This window comes from Fodinisporobacter ferrooxydans, from assembly GCF_022818495.1.
GTDB classification, from domain to species: domain Bacteria; phylum Bacillota; class Bacilli; order Tumebacillales; family MYW30-H2; genus Fodinisporobacter; species Fodinisporobacter ferrooxydans.
In genome coordinates, this window is record NZ_CP089291.1 from 122,087 (window position 1) to 140,038 (window position 17,952).

Sequence of the window (17,952 nt, forward strand, 5' to 3'; positions counted from 1 at the left end):
ATGCAAAAACGGATTGTACAAATGAGAGAAAAAATATCTTTACGAAATAAACATTTTTGTTATACTGATATACGAAACTTAGTTTTACTAGATGCAACGTTGGAGGAATGAATATGGAACAGGAAAAAAATACGGTTCGTGCCGTTGAACGAGCTCTTGATATCCTCCTCTGCTTTACTGGTACGGAAAGTGAACTGGGACTGAGCGAAATTTCCAAACAAGTCGGGTTGCACAAAAGCACAGTCCATCGATTGCTGGCTTCTCTGGAAAGCCGGGGATTTATCCGGAAGCATCCGCAAAGCGAAAAATATCGCCTTGGCTGGAGTGTTCTGGAATTGGTAAAGCATGCATTCCAGTCCAACGAACTTGCATCCATCGTTTTGCCGGAAATGGTTCAACTTCGCGATCGAATTAATGAAACGATCAGCTTGTATATACGAGCCGGACATGAACGGATTCGCATCCAGGCAGTCGAAAGCCATCACCCCATTCGCAGTGTTGCAAATATCGGACATCGATTTCCGCTCTATATTGGCGCATCCGGAAAAGTCTTGCTGGCATTTTCCGATGATTCTGTCCGACAATCTGTTTTTCTGGAAATGAATGAACGCTTTTCCAAAACCGAACTGGAAAAGCAACTGAATGACATTCAGGAAAAAGGGTTTGCCGTCAGCATTGAGGAACGGGAACCTGGAGGAGCTGCCGTTGCGGCGCCTATTCTGGACCGCCATGGCCAGTTGATTGCCGCGTTATCCGTATCCGGGCCTGTTGACCGCTTTCATGCACAGGCAGTGGAGCAATTTTCCAAGGAAGTAATCGCTGCGGCGGAACAGATTTCCAAGATGCTCTTGTACTAATTTCTTTTGGAAATCACACACTATGAGAAATGCTGGGCTTAGGCCCTTTTTCTTTGGCCCTCATACGTGTTTGATTATATATGTATAAAAATACAATGGAATCTTTCGGTAGGAGTGGAAAACAGATGAAAAAACATACAGTAATCGTTATGGAAGGCGACCAAACAGGCCAAGAACTGCTGGAGGAATCACTGCGAGTTCTCGATCCATCTGTAACAGGTGTTGCTATCGAATTTCAGCGTTTTGATTTAAGTTTGGAAAATCGCCGCAACACAAAGAATCAGGTGGTATTTGAAGCTGCTGCCGCTATGCGGGAAACCGGATTTGGACTGAAAGCCGCTACGATTACACCGGAGACCAAAGGGGATGTCGGCAGTCCCAATGCGATTTTGCGTGAAGAAATTGACGGTACCGTGATTATCCGTACCGGTCGCAGAATTCCGGGCATTCAGCCGACAGCCGGCGTGTATTCACCGATTTCGGTTGTCCGTATGGCCGTTGACGATGCATATGGAGCAAAAGAATGGCGAGAAGGCGATGGTTTGGATGAAATCGCCTATCGGACGGAAAAAATCACGCGCAAGACTTGTCGCGGCGTAGCGGAAGTCGCTTTCCAGACAGCGCAAAAAATGCGGGCAAAAGTTTTCGGCGGTCCCAAATATACAGTAAGCCCCGTATATGAAGGCATGTTAAAAGAAGAAATGGATGCTGCAGCCAAGCGCTATCCGCAAATCAAATACGAACCGCAATTGATTGACGCCACATACGCATTATTGATGACGACAACAGGAGATCCGCTTGTGATCCCTGCATTAAACCGGGACGGAGATTGCTTAAGTGATTTGGTATTGCAAATGTTCGGTACAATCGCCGGTTCTGAATCGATCCTGTTAAGCTTCAACGAGGATTGGACGCCAAAAGTGGTGATGGCGGAAGCTCCACATGGCACCGCTCCCGGGCTTTTCAAAAAAAATGTCGCCAATCCGATGGCGATGATTCTGGCTGGTGCATCATTGCTGTCGTATTTTAACGATGATGCAGCATCTCTTGCATCCCGCGCCATTTATGAAGCGACATTGGAAGCGATCGTTGACGGTGTGCGGACGGCAGATCTTCATGGCAGCGCAGGGACGACAGAATTTACGGATGAAGTCATCCGGCGGGTACGAACAAAAATTGAAGTATGGAGCACATTGGGTTAAATGTCGATTGTTTTCGATACAATTTCCATGAAAATAGGGAGATAAGGGCAGAAATGTTTCTGTCCTTTTCTTTTTCCATCTAAAAAACACCCTCTGTCAGAAAAATGTTATATGCGATTCCATTTCAAATAACTCTCTATTAATAAATTTTATCTACTAACAATTTTTATAACATATTAAAAATTGGTATGTTTTCCTCCAGAACGTGAATACTACGTTTTGTCATTTAGCAGATTTCAGATGCAATGCTAACGATTCCGACAATAGAATGCGTTTCAGGAGTGAAAACATGTGGACACAGTACTCATTAGCCGGATGATGATCGGCATTACACTAGGCTTTCATATCATTTTTGCCACTCTTGGCGTAGGCATTCCTTTTATGATCCTGTTGGCCGAGTGGTTCGGGATGATTCGAAAGGATCCGCAATACAGCCTGCTGGCGAGGCGGTGGGCGCGCGGTTATTCGATTACTGTCGCAGTTGGCGTTGTGACGGGAACGATCATCGGATTGCAGTTATCTTTATTTTTCCCTGGGTTTATGCGGATTGCCGGACATGTCATATCTTTGCCGCTGTTTTTGGAGACGTTCGCGTTTTTTTTCGAAGCGATCTTTCTCGGCATATACTTATACACTTGGGATCGTTTCAAAAAGCCGGTCACACATCTGTTGTTGTTGTTTCCCGTTGTCATCGGCTCGGGATTGTCCGCCTTTTTTATCACAACCGTCAATGCTTTCATGAATACGCCACAAGGATTCACCATTCGAAACGGAGTCATACTTGAAATCGATCCGCTCAAATCGATGTTCAATCCTGCCACGCCTACGGAAACAACACATGTCATTGCATCGGCCTATATGACTTGTGCCGCCGTTTTGGCCGCAATCAGCGCATTTTATATCTTGCGCGGCAAACGGATCGATTACTACCGGAAAGCTCTGCGCTTGACTGCCGGAACTACGTTCGTGTTGACACTGGCAACATCGATTATCGGCGATCTGTCGGGAAAATTTTTAGCAAACCAGCAGCCGGAAAAATTAGCGGCAGCAGAATGGCTGTTTCATTCGGAATCACCTGCCGACCTATTGATCGGCGGCGTGCTTGACCCTGTTACACAGCAAGTGAAATATGGGATTAAAATTCCCGGACTGCTCAGTTTCCTTGCACACGATGATTTTCATTCAAAGGTTATTGGTTTAAATGAATTCCCCAGGGATTTATGGCCGCCGCTCTTTGTGCATTATCTATTTGATTTGATGGTTTCCGTCGGAATATTCAGCGCGGCTGTCACCGCTTTTTTTGTATGCATTCGCTATCTGATCAGCCGCCTGGAATGGAATCGCTGGCTTTTGCGCGCACTCCTGATCAATGGACCGCTGTCGATGCTGGCGATTGAATTTGGTTGGACGTATGCGGAAATCGGCCGTCAACCATGGATTTTAAGGGGGTATATGAAAGTGGCGGAAGCGGCCACCACATCCCCGCAAGCCGGCAGCATGCTCGTTGTATTCTGCGCCCTCTACCTCGTCCTTGGAATCCTTAGTTCCTATATTTTGATGCGCATGGCAAGCAGCAATCCGGTGGAAAATGAAATGGAAAAACGGGGAGTGAAATGGAATGCCATATGAATTGATCGGAATTTCCGTTTTATGGATATTTCTTTATGGGTATGTAATCACCGCTTCCATTGATTTTGGCGCCGGATTTTTTTCCTACTACGGTAAAATGACAGGCAAAGGCGAAATGATTCATGCGGTCATTTCCCGCTATCTTTCACCCGTGTGGGAAGTGACGAATGTTTTTTTGGTGTTCTTTTTTGTCGGCATTGTCGGGTTTTTTCCGGAAACGGCATATTATTACGGCACAGCATTGATGGTGCCTGCATCGATTGCCTTGCTTTTGCTAGCCATTCGCGGGTCATTTTATGCGTTCAGCCATTACGGAAATCCCAAAAGTCATATCTACCATCTACTCTACGGCGCAACGGGATTATTGATTCCTGCCGCCCTCTCTACCGTCCTCACCATTTCCGAAGGCGGATACATCAGCAAACTTGGGAATACAATCACCTTTCATGCAGGAGCATTGTTTGCCAGCCCATATTCCTGGTCAGTCGTATGTCTGGCATTGGTTAGTGTCATGTTTATCAGCGCAACGTTTCTCACGTATTATGCAAACAAAGCGAATGACCGGCAGGCGGAAGAAATTTTGCGGACATGGGCGTTATTTTGGAGTTTGCCGACGATATTTGCCAGCATTTTAACCTTTATGGCGTTATATGTACAGAATCCGGAACATTTTAGCCGCATGATGAACAACAGCTGGTGGTTTATTCTTTCCTTGGCTTTTTTCCTAAACGTTGTCCGCTTGCTGATTTTAAAGCGTTCCTACGGATTTGGATTTGTTTCTGTCATGCTGCAGTTTTTTACCGCTTTTTGGGGTTACGGGGCATCCCATTTGCCATATCTGCTTTATCCCTATCTGGTTATTCAATCAAGCATGACAAGTCCCAAAATGGCGCTTGCATTGATATGGGCGTTTATCGGCGGACTTTGTCTGTTCATTCCTTCCATTACTCTGCTGTTACGGTTATTTTTATTTAACGCGAACTATAGGAAAGGTGTAATAAAATAACACGGCTGCCGTTTCAACCCCTTTGAAGCTCTGAAAAAGGGGTTTTTGTGTCTAAACGTTCGTTTCTTTTACCGATACTAGTAAAGGATTGCCAAAAGCACTTGTTAAACATTCGGGAAAATCCTTTATCCTGAACCTTATCGACATTCGATACGTCTTTTACCATAAGAAAGAAATCAGGGAGGGTAAAATGAAACAACGCTTCCGCAAAGTTATCAGACGACTCGTTTTGGTTTTGTTGATCCTGCTGTTTGCCAATATCGGCTTTTCATACTATTTTCAATCCGTGTTCCCGATCGCCAAAATACTCGATGCAAATGTACATCAAGATGTAAAAAAGCATCACGGTACGTATGTGCCGCTGAGCGCGATTCCGCAAACATTGCAGCAAGCGATGATTGCAACAGAAGACAGACGTTTTTTTACAGATCCCGGAATTGATCCGATCGGAATCGTGCGCTCGCTTTTCGTCGATATCAAAAATCAGCACTATACAGAGGGTGGCAGTACGATCACACAACAGTTGATTCGCAACGTGCTGCTCAACCAAAACAAGACACTGATACGAAAAACGAAAGAAGTGATTCTTTCCATTGCCGCCTATCAACAGATCAGCAAGCCGCAGATTCTGGAATACTATCTGAACGACATCTACTTTGGTCAAGGCGCATATGGTGTGGAAAATGCAGCCATGACGTATTTTGGCAAGCCTGTGCATGAATTATCGGATGCCCAGCTGACGATGCTGGCCGGATTGCCCAACGCACCTTCCTATCTGGACCCGTTTCATTCTCTGCAAGCTGCGAAAGAACGGCAACAAATCATTTTGGAGAATTTGGTGGATGTAGGATATATCTCGCAAACTCAGGCGGATGTATGGTATAAAGAACCGCTGCACTTAAAGGGGACGCCGGACCAGAAGCAAACGAATCAGAATCCATAGAAAACGCATGATTTCATGCAAATATCACCGCAACTTCCCGCATCCAAAGGCATATGAATACAGAAACACTACTTGGATTGCGGGTGAACCGTATGTTTTCAAACATGCCGCCATGGATGAAAGAGATTCTGAAAGAATTTACGAAGCCCCCCACATTCTTGCATCATCACACATACCAAAAAACAGGCAGTTCTCAGCCAAAATCAGATAAAACAGGTGGAGACGGGGATTCATATTCCAATGATGGAAAAAAAAAAGTGAATCGCAAACATTTTTCCGATGATTCTTCCTCCCCGACCGATCCGCCAGCAAAGGGAAAATCCGCGTCCCGTAAATCGAAAGCCTCCACAAAATCCAACGGGAGCGGATTTGCTCTTGGAACTGCCCGATCGGAAGAGAAAGATTCCCTGCATCCCGATTACGACATGCGGGTGCTGCAAGCATATCCGTTTGCTGTACAAAACGCATCTGTCCACCAAAACATCATAAAAATTGAAACAGGCAAGGATGCGTTTCTGGCCTTTAAAGCCACACAATTGCCGGCCGAACGGATTTTGTTCATGAATCGGGCATTGCAATATGTGAGACACAAAGGATTTCAGCGCTTTAGCCCGATGGTTGTCACAAAACAGGGCAAAGCGTTTGTAAAAGACGGAGTGCAAACCTATTATGTGACTCGCTGGATCGATGGAGCTCCTGTTGATTTCTCACAATTGACGCAGCTTGGAAAAACGGCTGACACACTTGCCCGTTTTCATGAATCATCGATCGGATTTGAGCTGATCGGCAGACATCCGAAAATGGCGTTTGATTTATACCAACGCTATTTGGAGCGCAGTCAGCAAATGGCTTCCTACGTCCACTTTTTACAATCCAAGAGCAAACAGACACAGACGGATAAACTGATCATCAAACATGCGGCAAATTTCCATCAACAAGCAAGTTACGCGCTGTCTTTATTAAAACAGCCGATCGTGCTGAAACATCTGGATCGTGAAGAAGATACGCCGGGCCTTTGCCACCTGGATGTGGTGGAGCGAAATGTGATCATGCATCCATCCAAACAAGCCTATCTGATTGATTTTGATCATATGACATATGCCCCCCGCGTTCTCGACCTGGCACATTTGATCCGGCGCGGCATGCAAAAAACCGATTGGTCCTCACAAGTAGCGCTGGTCTCTTTGATTAACTACAATGGAATTCGGCCATTGGCACATCCCGAATACCTGATTCTGGAAGCTTTACTGGCGTTTCCACACCGCTGGTGGCGGCTTTTGCAAATGTATGCAGACACTCCCAGTGCGTCGATCCAGCCGTTGCTGGAAACGATGTTGCACCAGGAAACCAACCGCCAACAATTTCTCCGTTCCTTCAGCCAACAAGTCACCCGGCACAAAACCGTATCATGATGTGGGAATTTTTGTTAAACAGACTCCAACTGTTGAATGGCCTGCAAAATCTCATGTTTTACAACTTCATCCGTCTCCTGCTCCAAAGCCGTGTGCAAAAACGGGATCTGATCACTGCTGCCGATCTGCCCCAGGGACCAAGCGGCAGCAGCCCGAATTTCCTCCCGAGGATCCTCTACAAGTGCCTTTAGTTTGGGAATCGCCCGTTGATCATGCAAATTCCCAAGAGCGAGAATGGCATTTCGCTGCATCACTTTCAATCCCCGCCATGCCAATGCCGTATGACCAAAGATACGCTTGAACTGGCGATTGCTCATTTCCAAAATCGCCATCAAATCCGGATAGGCCAACTCCGGCTCGGGCAGAAACTGTTCATGCAAACTAAGCAACAGGTTCGGATGCTTGTTTTCCGGACAGACAACCTGACACGTGTCACATCCCCAAATCCTTTTTCCCAATTTTTTTCGATATTCTTCCGGAATATGTCCTTTCATCTGTGTAATGTAAGAAAGGCACTTGGAACTATTTGTCGAAAAGGGTGTTAAAGCGCCGGTCGGACATGCCGTAATACAGAGATCGCAGTCTCCGCATTGGGAGAGTATGGGTTGTGACCATTCGGCAAATGGCAAATCGGTCACCAATTGCCCCAAAAACACCCAGGATCCATGCGCTTCTGTAATGATCGAGCAGTTTTTCCCGACCCATCCGATCCCTGCGCGATTGGCGACTGCACGATCGACCATCGGACCCGTATCGACAGACATATGGTATTGAAACGGATGTCCTGCATACACTTCCAATTCAGCAACAAGCTGCACCAATTTCTCCCTTAAAACATGATGATAATCTTTTCCCCAGGCATACTTGGATACCATGCCGCGAATCCCCTCGGCAGGCTTTCTGGTGCGATCCGTCTGCGCTGTTTTGTATGCGATGGCAATGGCAATGATCGACTTTGCATCAGGAACAAGCAGGGAAGGGTCCATTCGTTCCTCGATCACCGGATGTTCAAAGCCTGTTTCATACCCATGTTCCCGATAGGCTTCCAGTATCGGCTTTAATTCCAAAAAGGGACGAGCATCTGTCACTCCGATTGCATCAATGCCGATTCGCTCGGCGATGTCTTCCAAAATCCCGCGTGTGAGCAACTGACTCATTTGGGAATCGCCGCCCTCGCCAGCTCGTCGCAGCGTTCATTCCAGTCGACACCGCTATGGCCTTTTACTTTCTCCCATTTCACGTGATGATGATCCTGAAGCTGCAAAAGTTCCTGCCATAATTCTTTATTTTGCACCGGTTCTTTCTTGGAATTTTTCCAACCGTTTTTCTGCCAATTCACATACCACTTTTGCCGAAAACAATTGATCAGATAGGCGCTATCACTATACAATGTGACGTTGCACGGTTCCCGCAATGCCTTTAATGCTTCAACAGCGGCAACCAACTCCATTTTTTGATTTGTTGTCAAGCGGTCGCCACCCGATAACTCTTTTATATTCTCACCATACATCAGTACCGCCCCCCATCCGCCCGGCCCGGGATTGCCGGAGCAAGCACCGTCTGTATAGATCGTAACATCTTTCACGTATCCAACTTCCTTCCTCATCCATCTTGAAAAATTATCCAGATTAAATTCATTGCTCATTTCCGCTCCTGTTCATTGCTATCCATTTGTTGGCATCATAAGAAATAAAGGCTAGGAAATACTAACACCTACACAAAAAGAATGGTTACGAACGTCTGAAGGAGGGAACGGTAGTTATTAGAACAAGTGTATCATAGTGAAATTGCGATGAAAAATCGAAATCAATAGGAAAAAGGAGGTGTCTGCTTGCTATCAAAATCATTGGTGATTCCCTGCTTGATAGTGGCACTCCTTCTCGTGACAAGCATATCCTCACAAGCAGCAGGAACAGAGGCCCCTATGAGTTCCATACGGGATCTTTATGTGAAACATGTGAAAATGAAGAGAAAATTAGTAGCCTTGACATTTGACGATGGACCGGATCCCAGATATACTCCGAAGATTATTGAAGAGCTAAACAAATTTGGTGCAAAAGGAACTTTTTTTGTCATCGGCATGCGGGCAAAACGATACCCGGATCTTTTAAAATTAGAAATCGCCAATGGAGATGAGATTGGAAATCACTCTCTGAACCATCGGTTAACGAAACTTATCCAGATTGAGGATATCGAAGGCTGTGATCAAGTCGTCTTTGATGCAACCAATCATCACACACGGCTCTTCCGTCCACCGGGTGGATTTATCAGCAAACAAATTCTTGACAGCGCAAGTAAAGCAAATGAGACGGTCGTAACCTGGAGTTGGGATGAAGATTCCCGCGATTGGTCAAAACCAGGAGTCTCCAAAATTGTAAATCGCGTACTGAATCACTTACATCCCGGTGATATTATCTTATTTCACGATGGTGGAGGAAAACGGGATCAAACCATTGAAGCATTGCCGAAAATATTGGAAGGGATTCGAGAACAAGGATTTCAGTGTGTAACTGTATCTGAATTGATTCAAAACTTTGGCGGTACATAGGATTGAAAAAACTTGGCATTCATCCGCACAAAATACCAAGATGGTCCGGAAAACAATCAAATCCAGACCATCTTACAAATCCGACAAACACCAACCAAATCGAATGCAACATATTTACTCATCCTCAAGCGGTGACAATGTCCAATGCTCAAGTATCCCCTGTAAAGAATCATCGACAATTTGAATATAGATATCCGGTAAATTCCATGTTTGAACATCTTCAGCAGCGACACGGTCGGCATCTGGCAGCAATTGATGCAAACGATTCATATCTTCGTAAATAGTTCCAATATGAATCCCCATATGGACAGGTTTATATGGTTCCAGATATCCACTGGCTTTTGCCCACATGATTCTTGACCCTCGCAAATTTCCGTTTTCCAGGTGATACAGGGAGACGGCTACTTGAATCAATCCTTTTAAAAATTCCGGCCGTCCCGTATCCAACCACAGATGCTCACCATACTCGTGGCAATCAAAAAAGTTTCTTAGTGTATTAAAACAATATAAGTAATCAATATAAAACGGAGCATACTCCTCCACGCATTCACCTTCTCGAACCCGTACTTTACGGATCTGTATGATATTCTATCGGATATTTGCATTCCTTGCGACTTTCTCTTGTTTTGCATGGCGGCATTCGGCAAGAAGCGGACAAATGGAACATTTCGGTGAACGGGCGGAACAGATCTGCCTGCCATGATAGATCAGCCAATGATGTGCATCCGACCATTTTTCCTTCGGTATCCGCTTCATTAACTGTTGTTCCGTCTGCAACGGATCCTCGCTTTTGGCCAATCCGATGCGATTGGATACTCGCTGAACATGTGTATCGACCGCAATTGCAGGCACACCGAATGCATTGCTGATTACTACATTCGCCGTTTTGCGTCCGACCCCCGGCAATTCCATCAACTCTTCCCTTGTCTTGGGAACTTCTCCGTTGTATTTGTCCATGAGGATTTTACAGGTTGCCAAAATATTTCGGCTTTTTGTCTTAAATAACCCGCAGCCTTTAATCTCTTCTTCCAATTGCTCTGCTGTCAATGTCAGAAAGCGACTCGGATGATTGTATGTTTCGAACAAACCGGCTGTGATTTCATTGACCCGCTTATCCGTACATTGTGCGGAAAGAATCGTCGCAATCAACAGTTCAAATGCATTCCGATGCTCCAGCGCACATTTGGCATCCGGATACTCCGCTTCTAAAATCCGCAAAATTTCGTCTGTTTTCACCCTCGGTAATGCCATGGTTCCCACCTTTTTCAAGTATAAGATGATGTTCAAAAAGTAGTCAAAACTTCACGGCGGATTGCTTTGCCGAATCAATCCACACATACTACAGTACTCGATACTACAAAAGTTTATAAAGAGGTACTAGTGTTTTTATTGTTTCATATGCTTTTTCATAAAACTCCTGGCCCGTCATCTTGACGGCTTCCTGTCGCGGTATTTGAATTCCGCAGAGCAATTCGGAATTCTTATGTTTTATCAATCGTTCCGCGAGCTTCCCGATCTGTGTGCCCACATCTCCATGAGGATACGGGTGTGGTTTGATATGATCATCATACCAAATGTAATCATCGGGAATCTGCCCGCGAATGGATGCCCAATGTTCCAATAGTTTCTCGCCAAACTCTTCCTTGCGCGCACATTCGTAGATGATCGCAAATTGAATGAACGCATGTGTCGACCAAAGTCCGATTTGAAAATGCGGCAACATTTTATAGCCTCTGGGCGAAGTGGCAAAACTTAGCCAAGAGTCATTGGGCGGATTCACTTTTCTCCTGGCATGTTTCGCAATGTGCACGTAAAACTCTTCGCCGATCAGCGCAGAGATATCCCCCACTAATGCCTGTCCAATTTCTTTAAACTTCGGTTGAACAAATGTCCTTAGCGCATCCATTCGCTCTTCCAGTCCTGGAATCCCGAACACTTCAAACTCTTGTGCCGTAAACCCTGAAAAACTCATACACACACCCCTTGCTGCCATCTGCTGATGGATCGAACGTTTTATGCCAGCATCACCGGCCGACTCGCAAAGAATCATTGCGGATGTCGCCTTGGTTGTGACAACTTACTATCTAACATCATAGCATAATGTACAGATACCTCAACAAAAATGGATTCATAGAGAAAAAGCAGGATCACGTATCTTTCCTTTCATTTTTGGACATAACATTATTAAATAGTTAATATGGAGGATGGTTGTATGCAAATGATCGAACGCTGGGCTACCCGTTCGGACTCATGGAGTTCTGAAGATGACCGTCGTCTCGCGGAAATTGTGCTTAGGCATATACGTGAAGGAAGTACACAATTGAAAGCATTTGTGGAGTGTTCCGACGTACTGAGCAGAACACCGGCTGCCTGTGGATACCGTTGGAATGGCGTTGTTCGCAAGCACTATGAGACAGAAATCAAACAAGCCAAATTGGATCGCAAGCACCGAATGTCAAACAGAAAAGACACAGTTGTTTTTAAACAATCGCCTCCCACGAAGGCGTTTCATAGTCCTAACTACAGCGACCGCCCTTTGTCAACTGTCAAGCCGACGGTTTCGCTGTCAAAACCTTTAGAAACAAACCGTTTGTCAGATGCACTTACTTGCATCGAAGCGTTTGCTGCATCTTATAAAGATTTGCAAGCAAAAAATATTCTTTTGGAAGAATCCATTTCCCAGTTCAAACAAAGAATTCGGGAGTTGGAAGAAGAAATTGATAGATTGCGGGAGATGCCCGTTACGCCTATTTCACAAGCGGAACAATTAAACGAAGATTCCAAAACGCTGCTGCAAATTATGGATCGGGCACGTAAAATATTGGATTTGGACGTGGAAAGCAATGAGCCGAAAGTAAAATTCCGTATGGATCGCAATGGGAATTTGGAGAGAATTCACGTTTGAGAGATTGTTTTTTCTAAGCTACCTAATATCACATATGCACATGAAATGCTGCGGATGACCAAAAGGTATCGAAAGGTTTTCGAGCATTGTCATCCCAGCATTCCGTGCAAACATGCAAGCGTATTAAGTTGCGTCAGCTATCTTGCGGCATACTGTAGAATCAGAACGCAAGAGTTTTTTGATTCACGATTTGATTAACTTAACAGAGATATGCCCCCGTCAACAACAATTGTCTGACCGCGAATCATATCGGCAGCATCCGTGCATAAAAATGCGACTGCATTTGCCATATCTTCCGGGGTAACAAGTCTGCCGGCAGGTGTGCGTTTCGCGGCGTCTGCCAATATTTCTTCACGATTGGGAAAATGCTTCAGGGCGTCTGTATCAACTGCGCCGCCGGAAACCGTATTGACAGCAATCCCATATGGACCCAATTCAACTGCCAGGTATCGTGTGATTGCTTCTACTGCAGCTTTTGAGACACCGACAGTCGTATAATTGTCAATGACATGTGTCGCTCCCAAACTGCTTAACGCCACGATTTTTCCGCCGTTTCCTTTTTTCATCATGAGCGTTGCGGCTTCTTGCGCACAAAATAAATATGCTTTGCTGTTAATATTCAGTGTCCAGTCCCAATGGCTCTCCTCCAGCTCCATGAGTGGCCGAAGCACACCGGAAGCCGCGTTGTTTACAAAAATATCCAAACCACCAAACAAGGAATCGATCTCTGCAAACATCTCTTTCACTTTGCTTAGATCACCAACATTTGACTTAATCAAATGGACAGATCCGCCAAGATCTGCAATTTGCTGCGCTGTGTCTTCCGCTTGCTTGCGGTTGCGGGCAAAATTAATCACAATTTTTGCCCCCATCGAAGCAAGTTTTAGTGCTGTGGCTTTTCCAATTCCACGGGATCCTCCCGTAATGCAAACGATTTTTCCTGCTAATTGCGATTGCTGTGACATTTGCTGCACTCCATTTTCTGTTCATTTTCAAAGACAGTATAATCGCTCATACTGATCATATATAGCTAAAAACCCCTATAAACGCATGCGATAGGGCAACGCTGAATTTTTCGATCGCAGTTGAAATTCCCGGACAGCAGAATCATAATCCAGTGTCATATGTGGATCCAGATAAATGTCTGTCGTGGGATCGACGAGGATCGATACTTTGTGCTCTGCTTGTTCCTGTGTAAATATTTGATCCGAAGGCTTTGGTTCATCCAGAACCATATCAAATTGGATGCCGGCACCTCAGCCGCCTTCCAGATTCACAAAAATTCGCACATGGACAGTGTGCAAAGGCTCCAATTGATAGCTTGCCAATTGCTCAAACGCTTCCTGACTGATTTCGATCAACGCTGAACCCTCCAAGATCTACATGGACTTCAAATGAGCTGCATGTGAGTGCCAACTGTTCCCTGTAATACGTGATTATTATGCGTCCGGTTTGTGCAGCCACTAACTCTCATGCTTGTCATTCGTATTGTTCCCAGTGACAATCTTACTATTTGAGTGTGATTGTACGGGAATGAAATCGATAAACATTCTCGCTTTGATTAATGATTTGATTGCGATCACCACAATAGGTCCCAAAAATAAGCCAAGAACTCCCATAGCTTTCATCCCGATATACATGGCAATCAGTGTAGACAATGTATCAAGTCCAACGCTATTTGCCAAAATCTTTGGCTCAATAATATGTCTGACAAGCGAAATAAATCCTTGTAATATCAACAACTGAATGCCAAGGGGGATATCACCGGTCACAAACGCATACACGGCCCATGGCACACTCATGATGCCGGATCCGACAATCGGGACCAGCCCTGTAACACCAAGGAGAATCCCCAGCAATATGGCATAATGGACATGCATGATCAAAAGCCCGATGATGCTTAAAATCATGGTAACGATCACAAGTATAATTTGTGCACGAATCAGTCCAACAAACGAACGGTTCACATCATGGACGACAAGATCCAATTTCTTATCCCAGCCCGGCGGTGAGAACGCCTGGATTCGTTTCCAGAGCTTTTCCCGATCCGCCAAAAAGAAATACGCCGCAATCAAAGCCATGACGATCATGACCACTTTTTCCGGCAAACCGCTGATTCCGGTTATAATGCTTTGCAAAAAATCGGTTGCGAAATGCTGCAATTGAACTAACATATTTGATGAAGTCGTTTGGATTTTTTCTTTTACATTTAACGGAAGGGAACCGTAAAACAATTTTCCCTTGTCCATTTGATCCTGAAACCATTCCCCCCAAACAGCAAAATAGGCGGGAATATTCCCGGATAATACGTTGGCCTCTTGGGCAATCTGAGCGACCAGAAAAGTCGTGCTGCCAATCAACAAGCCGATGACGGTAACCATCGCTGTCAAAATCGATACAGTCCGAGTAGCCCCGCGTTTCTCCAGAAAGCTGGTAAGAGGATGCAACAGCAATGCAAGAATCAGGCCAAGCACAAACGGCATGGTATAATCCAGCGTTTTTACAAATACCCAACCAAAAGCCGCAAGAAAAACAAGTAATGCAATCACTTCCAGTACGTTCCGCAGATAGCGGCGAAGTGCCGGATTCATAATGAACCTCCTCATGTACAAGGTAAAGATACGGTTATTGCGCCACCGCCTTGCGGATGGTTGCTGGCATGAATGGTGCCGCCTGACTTTTCCACAATTGCACGTGTGATTGCGAGTCCGAGACCCGTATCCCCTTTTTCTCCGCGATAGAATCGTTCAAAAATCCGATTGAGATCTTCTTTGCCAAACCCCTTTCCATCGTCTATCACTTGGATGATTGCATGTGTCTTTGTTTTTTCACATGTGCATACCACTTTTGTATTTGCATGACGTATGGCATTGCCAATAATGTTGATAAATGCTTGCAAACATTTATCCGGATCGACGGCAACCAGAAAGGATTGTTCTTGAAAGTTTTTATCTGTTTCGATTAGTATCGAAATATGATTCTGGTGTGCCAGACTTCCCAGACGCTCCACTGTATCTGCGAGCATCTCATATAGGTTTAACCGGACGGGCCGATACAAATCCTGCATCGTTTCCAATTTCGACAGATAGATCAACTCATCCACCATCTTCTTTAATCGGCCACTTTCCGCAACGATCGTATCGAGCCCTTTCTCCGCCTCGCTGCCTTGGAAGATCCCATCTTTAATTCCTTCCGCATATCCTTGAATCGCCATCAAAGGCGTTTTTAATTCATGTGATGCGTTTTGCAAAAATCTCCGTTGACCTTCATCGTATTGCTTTAATTCCTTTATGACTTGATGCAGCGTCACGCTAAAATCCTCGAGTTCATCGCCGGTTTTTATAATTTCAGACGGGGTAAAATCCCGTTTATTGAGCCGTTGCACCGCTTGTTTTAAACGTGCGATCGGGCGCGTAATGGAACGAGCCATGAAAAGCCCCAAAAATACGACAAATGCGCCTACAACCAGGAAAATGCGAAGCAGGATGGTGACAATTTCCTGAGAAATATCTTGAATATCTTGCAATTTGGCAACGATTACGAGCGATTCCGTCGGCACCGGACTTTCCGGTGTATGGATTGGATAAGCGACCAATACAAACTCAGGTTTGGTTACCGGATATACATCAGAGAATGTTTTCCCTGCAATCATGACTGGCCGAATCTTTTGAATCAGCGGAACGGTCGATACATTGATCGTTCCTTTTCTCGCCAGGATACGCTCCGCCTGCAAGTCGACCAATAAAAACGTTCCTTGAATGGAACGGGTGGGCAGATACACCAAAATCCTTCTGCTGAATAAAGGATTATCCAATAATCTTGATATATTCTCATACGTTTGAACGACATGTTTGGCTTCATTTAATAATGTATTTTCTGTCGATTGCACAAAATAACGCGGAATGAACACATTGAAAATAATTCCACTGATCACCAGCGTAATCACCACAATGACAAAATACGACATCATCAGCTTGCTTCGAATACCCATTTTCATCCGCTTATTTGTGCAGGTCCGGCAATTTTATAACCATATCCCCAGACGGTTTTGATTTCCACGACCGATTCGCATTGGTTTAACTTCTTGCGAATTCTCTTGACCAAATCATCAATGGCACGGACATCGCCAATATAATCGTACCCCCACACTTGATTCAATAATTGTTCGCGGGTGAATACTTTTGGCTGATGTAAGACAAGATAGGAAAAAAGTTCGTATTCTTTGGCGGTCAGAGAAATTTCTTTTTCATTGCATTTTACGCGCCGTTCATCTGTATAAATTTGGATATCATGAAAATTCGTGACCACTTCATCTGATGTATCACCACTTGGCGCATCACCGGAAAAATTGGCTGTTCTCCTGAAAACTGTCTTTACGCGAGCGACCAACTCTCTTGGGCTGAAGGGTTTCGACAGATAATCATCACTGCCAAGTTCCAATCCTACAATTTTATCAACTTCTTCATCCTTTGCCGATACCATGATGATAGGAACTTCGCTTTCCGCCCGAACCTTTTTACACAATTCATATCCATCGATCCCAGGCATCATAATATCCATGATCAACATATCCGGTTTGTATTGCCGAAAAGAGTCCAATACATCTTCTCCATCTGAAAATGTCCTGACGCGATATCCTTCCTGCTGCAAATACCGTTCGATAATCAGACGGATCGTCGGATCATCATCAATGATAAAAATAAGTTTATTGGAATTATCCATAATCGTCACTCCATACGCATAATACGTTTCCGCATCATAAACCCGAATCCGATCAACACAATTGCAATGGCAAAAGCAATGATACTCATGCTAAATTTCGCTTGTCCAATAAAAATGGCACCTGTCGCAAGTGTTGCCATGACTGTCAGCGAAAGCAAAAAAAACAAAAACTTTTGTATACGATTCATGGGTGATGGTGTTCTCATCATTCATTCATGCCCTTTCTAAAATTGAAAATAAATCAAGAAATAAAATCAATCAATCTCCGGTCAACAATAGAAATATGCTTTCATGTACTACTTTGTATGCTTTTAAAAAGGACATGCAAAAATAGTACGCTCTTATTGTAGCACTACATGTGGGATAACTGAAACTGTTGCAAGTAAACCGATGAAGATTACCATAATTTTTCAGATGAATATTTGCATAATGATGTTGGTTTCGTGTCATTCTATAACCACAAACTTCAACAAGAGGTGATACAACATGGCAAACAACAACAGCAGCAACAACTTGGTGGTATCTAACGCGAGTCATGCCCTCGAACAAATGAAGTATGAAATTGCGTCAGAGTTTGGTGTTCAACTGGGCGCAGACACTACCTCTCGTCAAAACGGCTCCGTAGGAGGCGAGATTACAAAACGTTTGGTAGCATTTGCCGAACAATCTCTCTCCGGAAAACAATTCTAAGTTGTTGAATTGGTACAAGACAATACGATAGAATTGAT

The 17,952-nt window shown here is 44.6% G+C and carries 20 protein-coding genes; 9 read left to right on the top strand and 11 right to left on the bottom strand.

Annotation, left to right across the window (positions count from 1 at the left end):
* Positions 1–113: 113 nt before the first annotated feature.
* From LSG31_RS00810 to LSG31_RS00835, 6 genes are all read left to right on the top strand, one after another.
* Positions 114–857, top strand: coding sequence for an IclR family transcriptional regulator (locus LSG31_RS00810; protein WP_347437555.1), 744 nt, complete (start codon positions 114–116; stop codon positions 855–857).
* 125 nt (positions 858–982) lie between these two features.
* Complete coding sequence (locus tag LSG31_RS00815) at positions 983–2,059, top strand: isocitrate/isopropylmalate family dehydrogenase (RefSeq protein ID WP_347437556.1); 1,077 nt, start codon at positions 983–985, stop codon at positions 2,057–2,059.
* Between the two features lie 291 nt (positions 2,060–2,350).
* Positions 2,351–3,688 carry a cytochrome ubiquinol oxidase subunit I gene (locus LSG31_RS00820; protein WP_347437557.1) on the top strand — a complete coding sequence of 446 codons (1,338 nt, stop codon included), beginning with the start codon at positions 2,351–2,353 and terminating at the stop codon, positions 3,686–3,688.
* Positions 3,678–4,694, top strand: a complete 1,017-nt coding sequence (locus LSG31_RS00825; protein ID WP_347437558.1) for a cytochrome d ubiquinol oxidase subunit II — start codon at positions 3,678–3,680, stop codon at positions 4,692–4,694. Before LSG31_RS00820 ends, LSG31_RS00825 begins: the two co-directional genes overlap by 11 nt.
* Before the next feature lie 190 nt (positions 4,695–4,884).
* On the top strand, positions 4,885–5,637 hold the full coding sequence (locus LSG31_RS00830; RefSeq protein ID WP_347437559.1) for a transglycosylase domain-containing protein: 753 nt from the start codon (positions 4,885–4,887) through the stop codon (positions 5,635–5,637).
* 92 nt (positions 5,638–5,729) lie between these two features.
* Positions 5,730–7,049: a CotS family spore coat protein gene (locus LSG31_RS00835; protein WP_347437560.1), complete on the top strand. Its 1,320-nt coding sequence runs from the start codon at positions 5,730–5,732 to the stop codon at positions 7,047–7,049.
* Between the two features lie 14 nt (positions 7,050–7,063).
* Here the strand turns inward: LSG31_RS00835 and queG are convergent, their stop codons facing one another.
* Positions 7,064–8,206: a tRNA epoxyqueuosine(34) reductase QueG gene (gene queG / locus LSG31_RS00840; RefSeq protein ID WP_347437561.1), complete on the bottom strand. Its 1,143-nt coding sequence runs from the start codon at positions 8,204–8,206 to the stop codon at positions 7,064–7,066.
* Positions 8,203–8,634, bottom strand: coding sequence for a ribonuclease HI (rnhA, locus tag LSG31_RS00845; RefSeq protein ID WP_347437562.1), 432 nt, complete (start codon positions 8,632–8,634; stop codon positions 8,203–8,205). Before rnhA ends, queG begins: the two co-directional genes overlap by 4 nt.
* Positions 8,635–8,880: 246 nt before the next feature.
* Here rnhA and LSG31_RS00850 point away from each other — a divergent pair, with 246 nt between their 5' ends.
* Positions 8,881–9,597, top strand: coding sequence for a polysaccharide deacetylase family protein (locus LSG31_RS00850; protein ID WP_347437563.1), 717 nt, complete (start codon positions 8,881–8,883; stop codon positions 9,595–9,597).
* A 114-nt stretch (positions 9,598–9,711) separates the two neighbouring features.
* Here the strand turns inward: LSG31_RS00850 and LSG31_RS00855 are convergent, their stop codons facing one another.
* From LSG31_RS00855 to LSG31_RS00865, 3 genes are all read right to left on the bottom strand, one after another.
* On the bottom strand, positions 9,712–10,140 hold the full coding sequence (locus LSG31_RS00855; protein WP_347437564.1) for a DUF309 domain-containing protein: 429 nt from the start codon (positions 10,138–10,140) through the stop codon (positions 9,712–9,714).
* Positions 10,141–10,185: 45 nt separating this feature from the next.
* Positions 10,186–10,848 (bottom strand): endonuclease III, encoded by a 663-nt coding sequence (gene nth, locus LSG31_RS00860; RefSeq protein WP_347437565.1) that lies wholly within the window; start codon positions 10,846–10,848, stop codon positions 10,186–10,188.
* A 103-nt stretch (positions 10,849–10,951) separates the two neighbouring features.
* Positions 10,952–11,569, bottom strand: a complete 618-nt coding sequence (locus LSG31_RS00865) for a YktB family protein (protein ID WP_347437566.1) — start codon at positions 11,567–11,569, stop codon at positions 10,952–10,954.
* Positions 11,570–11,809: 240 nt separating this feature from the next.
* On the opposite strand from LSG31_RS00865, the gene LSG31_RS00870 reads away from it, so the two are divergent.
* Positions 11,810–12,502, top strand: coding sequence for an RsfA family transcriptional regulator (locus LSG31_RS00870; RefSeq protein WP_347437567.1), 693 nt, complete (start codon positions 11,810–11,812; stop codon positions 12,500–12,502).
* Positions 12,503–12,696: 194 nt separating this feature from the next.
* Here LSG31_RS00870 and fabL read toward each other — a convergent pair whose 3' ends face one another.
* The 6 genes from fabL to LSG31_RS00900 form a co-directional block, all read right to left on the bottom strand.
* Positions 12,697–13,467, bottom strand: coding sequence for an enoyl-[acyl-carrier-protein] reductase FabL (gene fabL / locus LSG31_RS00875; protein WP_347437568.1), 771 nt, complete (start codon positions 13,465–13,467; stop codon positions 12,697–12,699).
* Positions 13,468–13,542: 75 nt separating this feature from the next.
* Positions 13,543–13,749, bottom strand: coding sequence for an iron-sulfur cluster biosynthesis family protein (locus tag LSG31_RS00880; protein ID WP_347439592.1), 207 nt, complete (start codon positions 13,747–13,749; stop codon positions 13,543–13,545).
* Between the two features lie 216 nt (positions 13,750–13,965).
* Positions 13,966–15,093 carry a sporulation integral membrane protein YtvI gene (gene ytvI, locus LSG31_RS00885; RefSeq protein WP_347437569.1) on the bottom strand — a complete coding sequence of 376 codons (1,128 nt, stop codon included), beginning with the start codon at positions 15,091–15,093 and terminating at the stop codon, positions 13,966–13,968.
* Positions 15,094–15,104: 11 nt separating this feature from the next.
* A complete protein-coding gene (locus tag LSG31_RS00890; protein WP_347437570.1) occupies positions 15,105–16,493 on the bottom strand; it encodes a sensor histidine kinase in 1,389 nt (462 codons plus the stop codon).
* 2 nt (positions 16,494–16,495) lie between these two features.
* Complete coding sequence (locus LSG31_RS00895) at positions 16,496–17,224, bottom strand: response regulator transcription factor (RefSeq protein WP_347437571.1); 729 nt, start codon at positions 17,222–17,224, stop codon at positions 16,496–16,498.
* 5 nt (positions 17,225–17,229) lie between these two features.
* Positions 17,230–17,412: a DUF5325 family protein gene (locus LSG31_RS00900; RefSeq protein ID WP_347437572.1), complete on the bottom strand. Its 183-nt coding sequence runs from the start codon at positions 17,410–17,412 to the stop codon at positions 17,230–17,232.
* Between the two features lie 298 nt (positions 17,413–17,710).
* Between LSG31_RS00900 and LSG31_RS00905 the strand changes: the two genes are divergently transcribed.
* Positions 17,711–17,914 carry an alpha/beta-type small acid-soluble spore protein gene (locus LSG31_RS00905; protein WP_347437573.1) on the top strand — a complete coding sequence of 68 codons (204 nt, stop codon included), beginning with the start codon at positions 17,711–17,713 and terminating at the stop codon, positions 17,912–17,914.
* Positions 17,915–17,952: the final 38 nt, after the last annotated feature.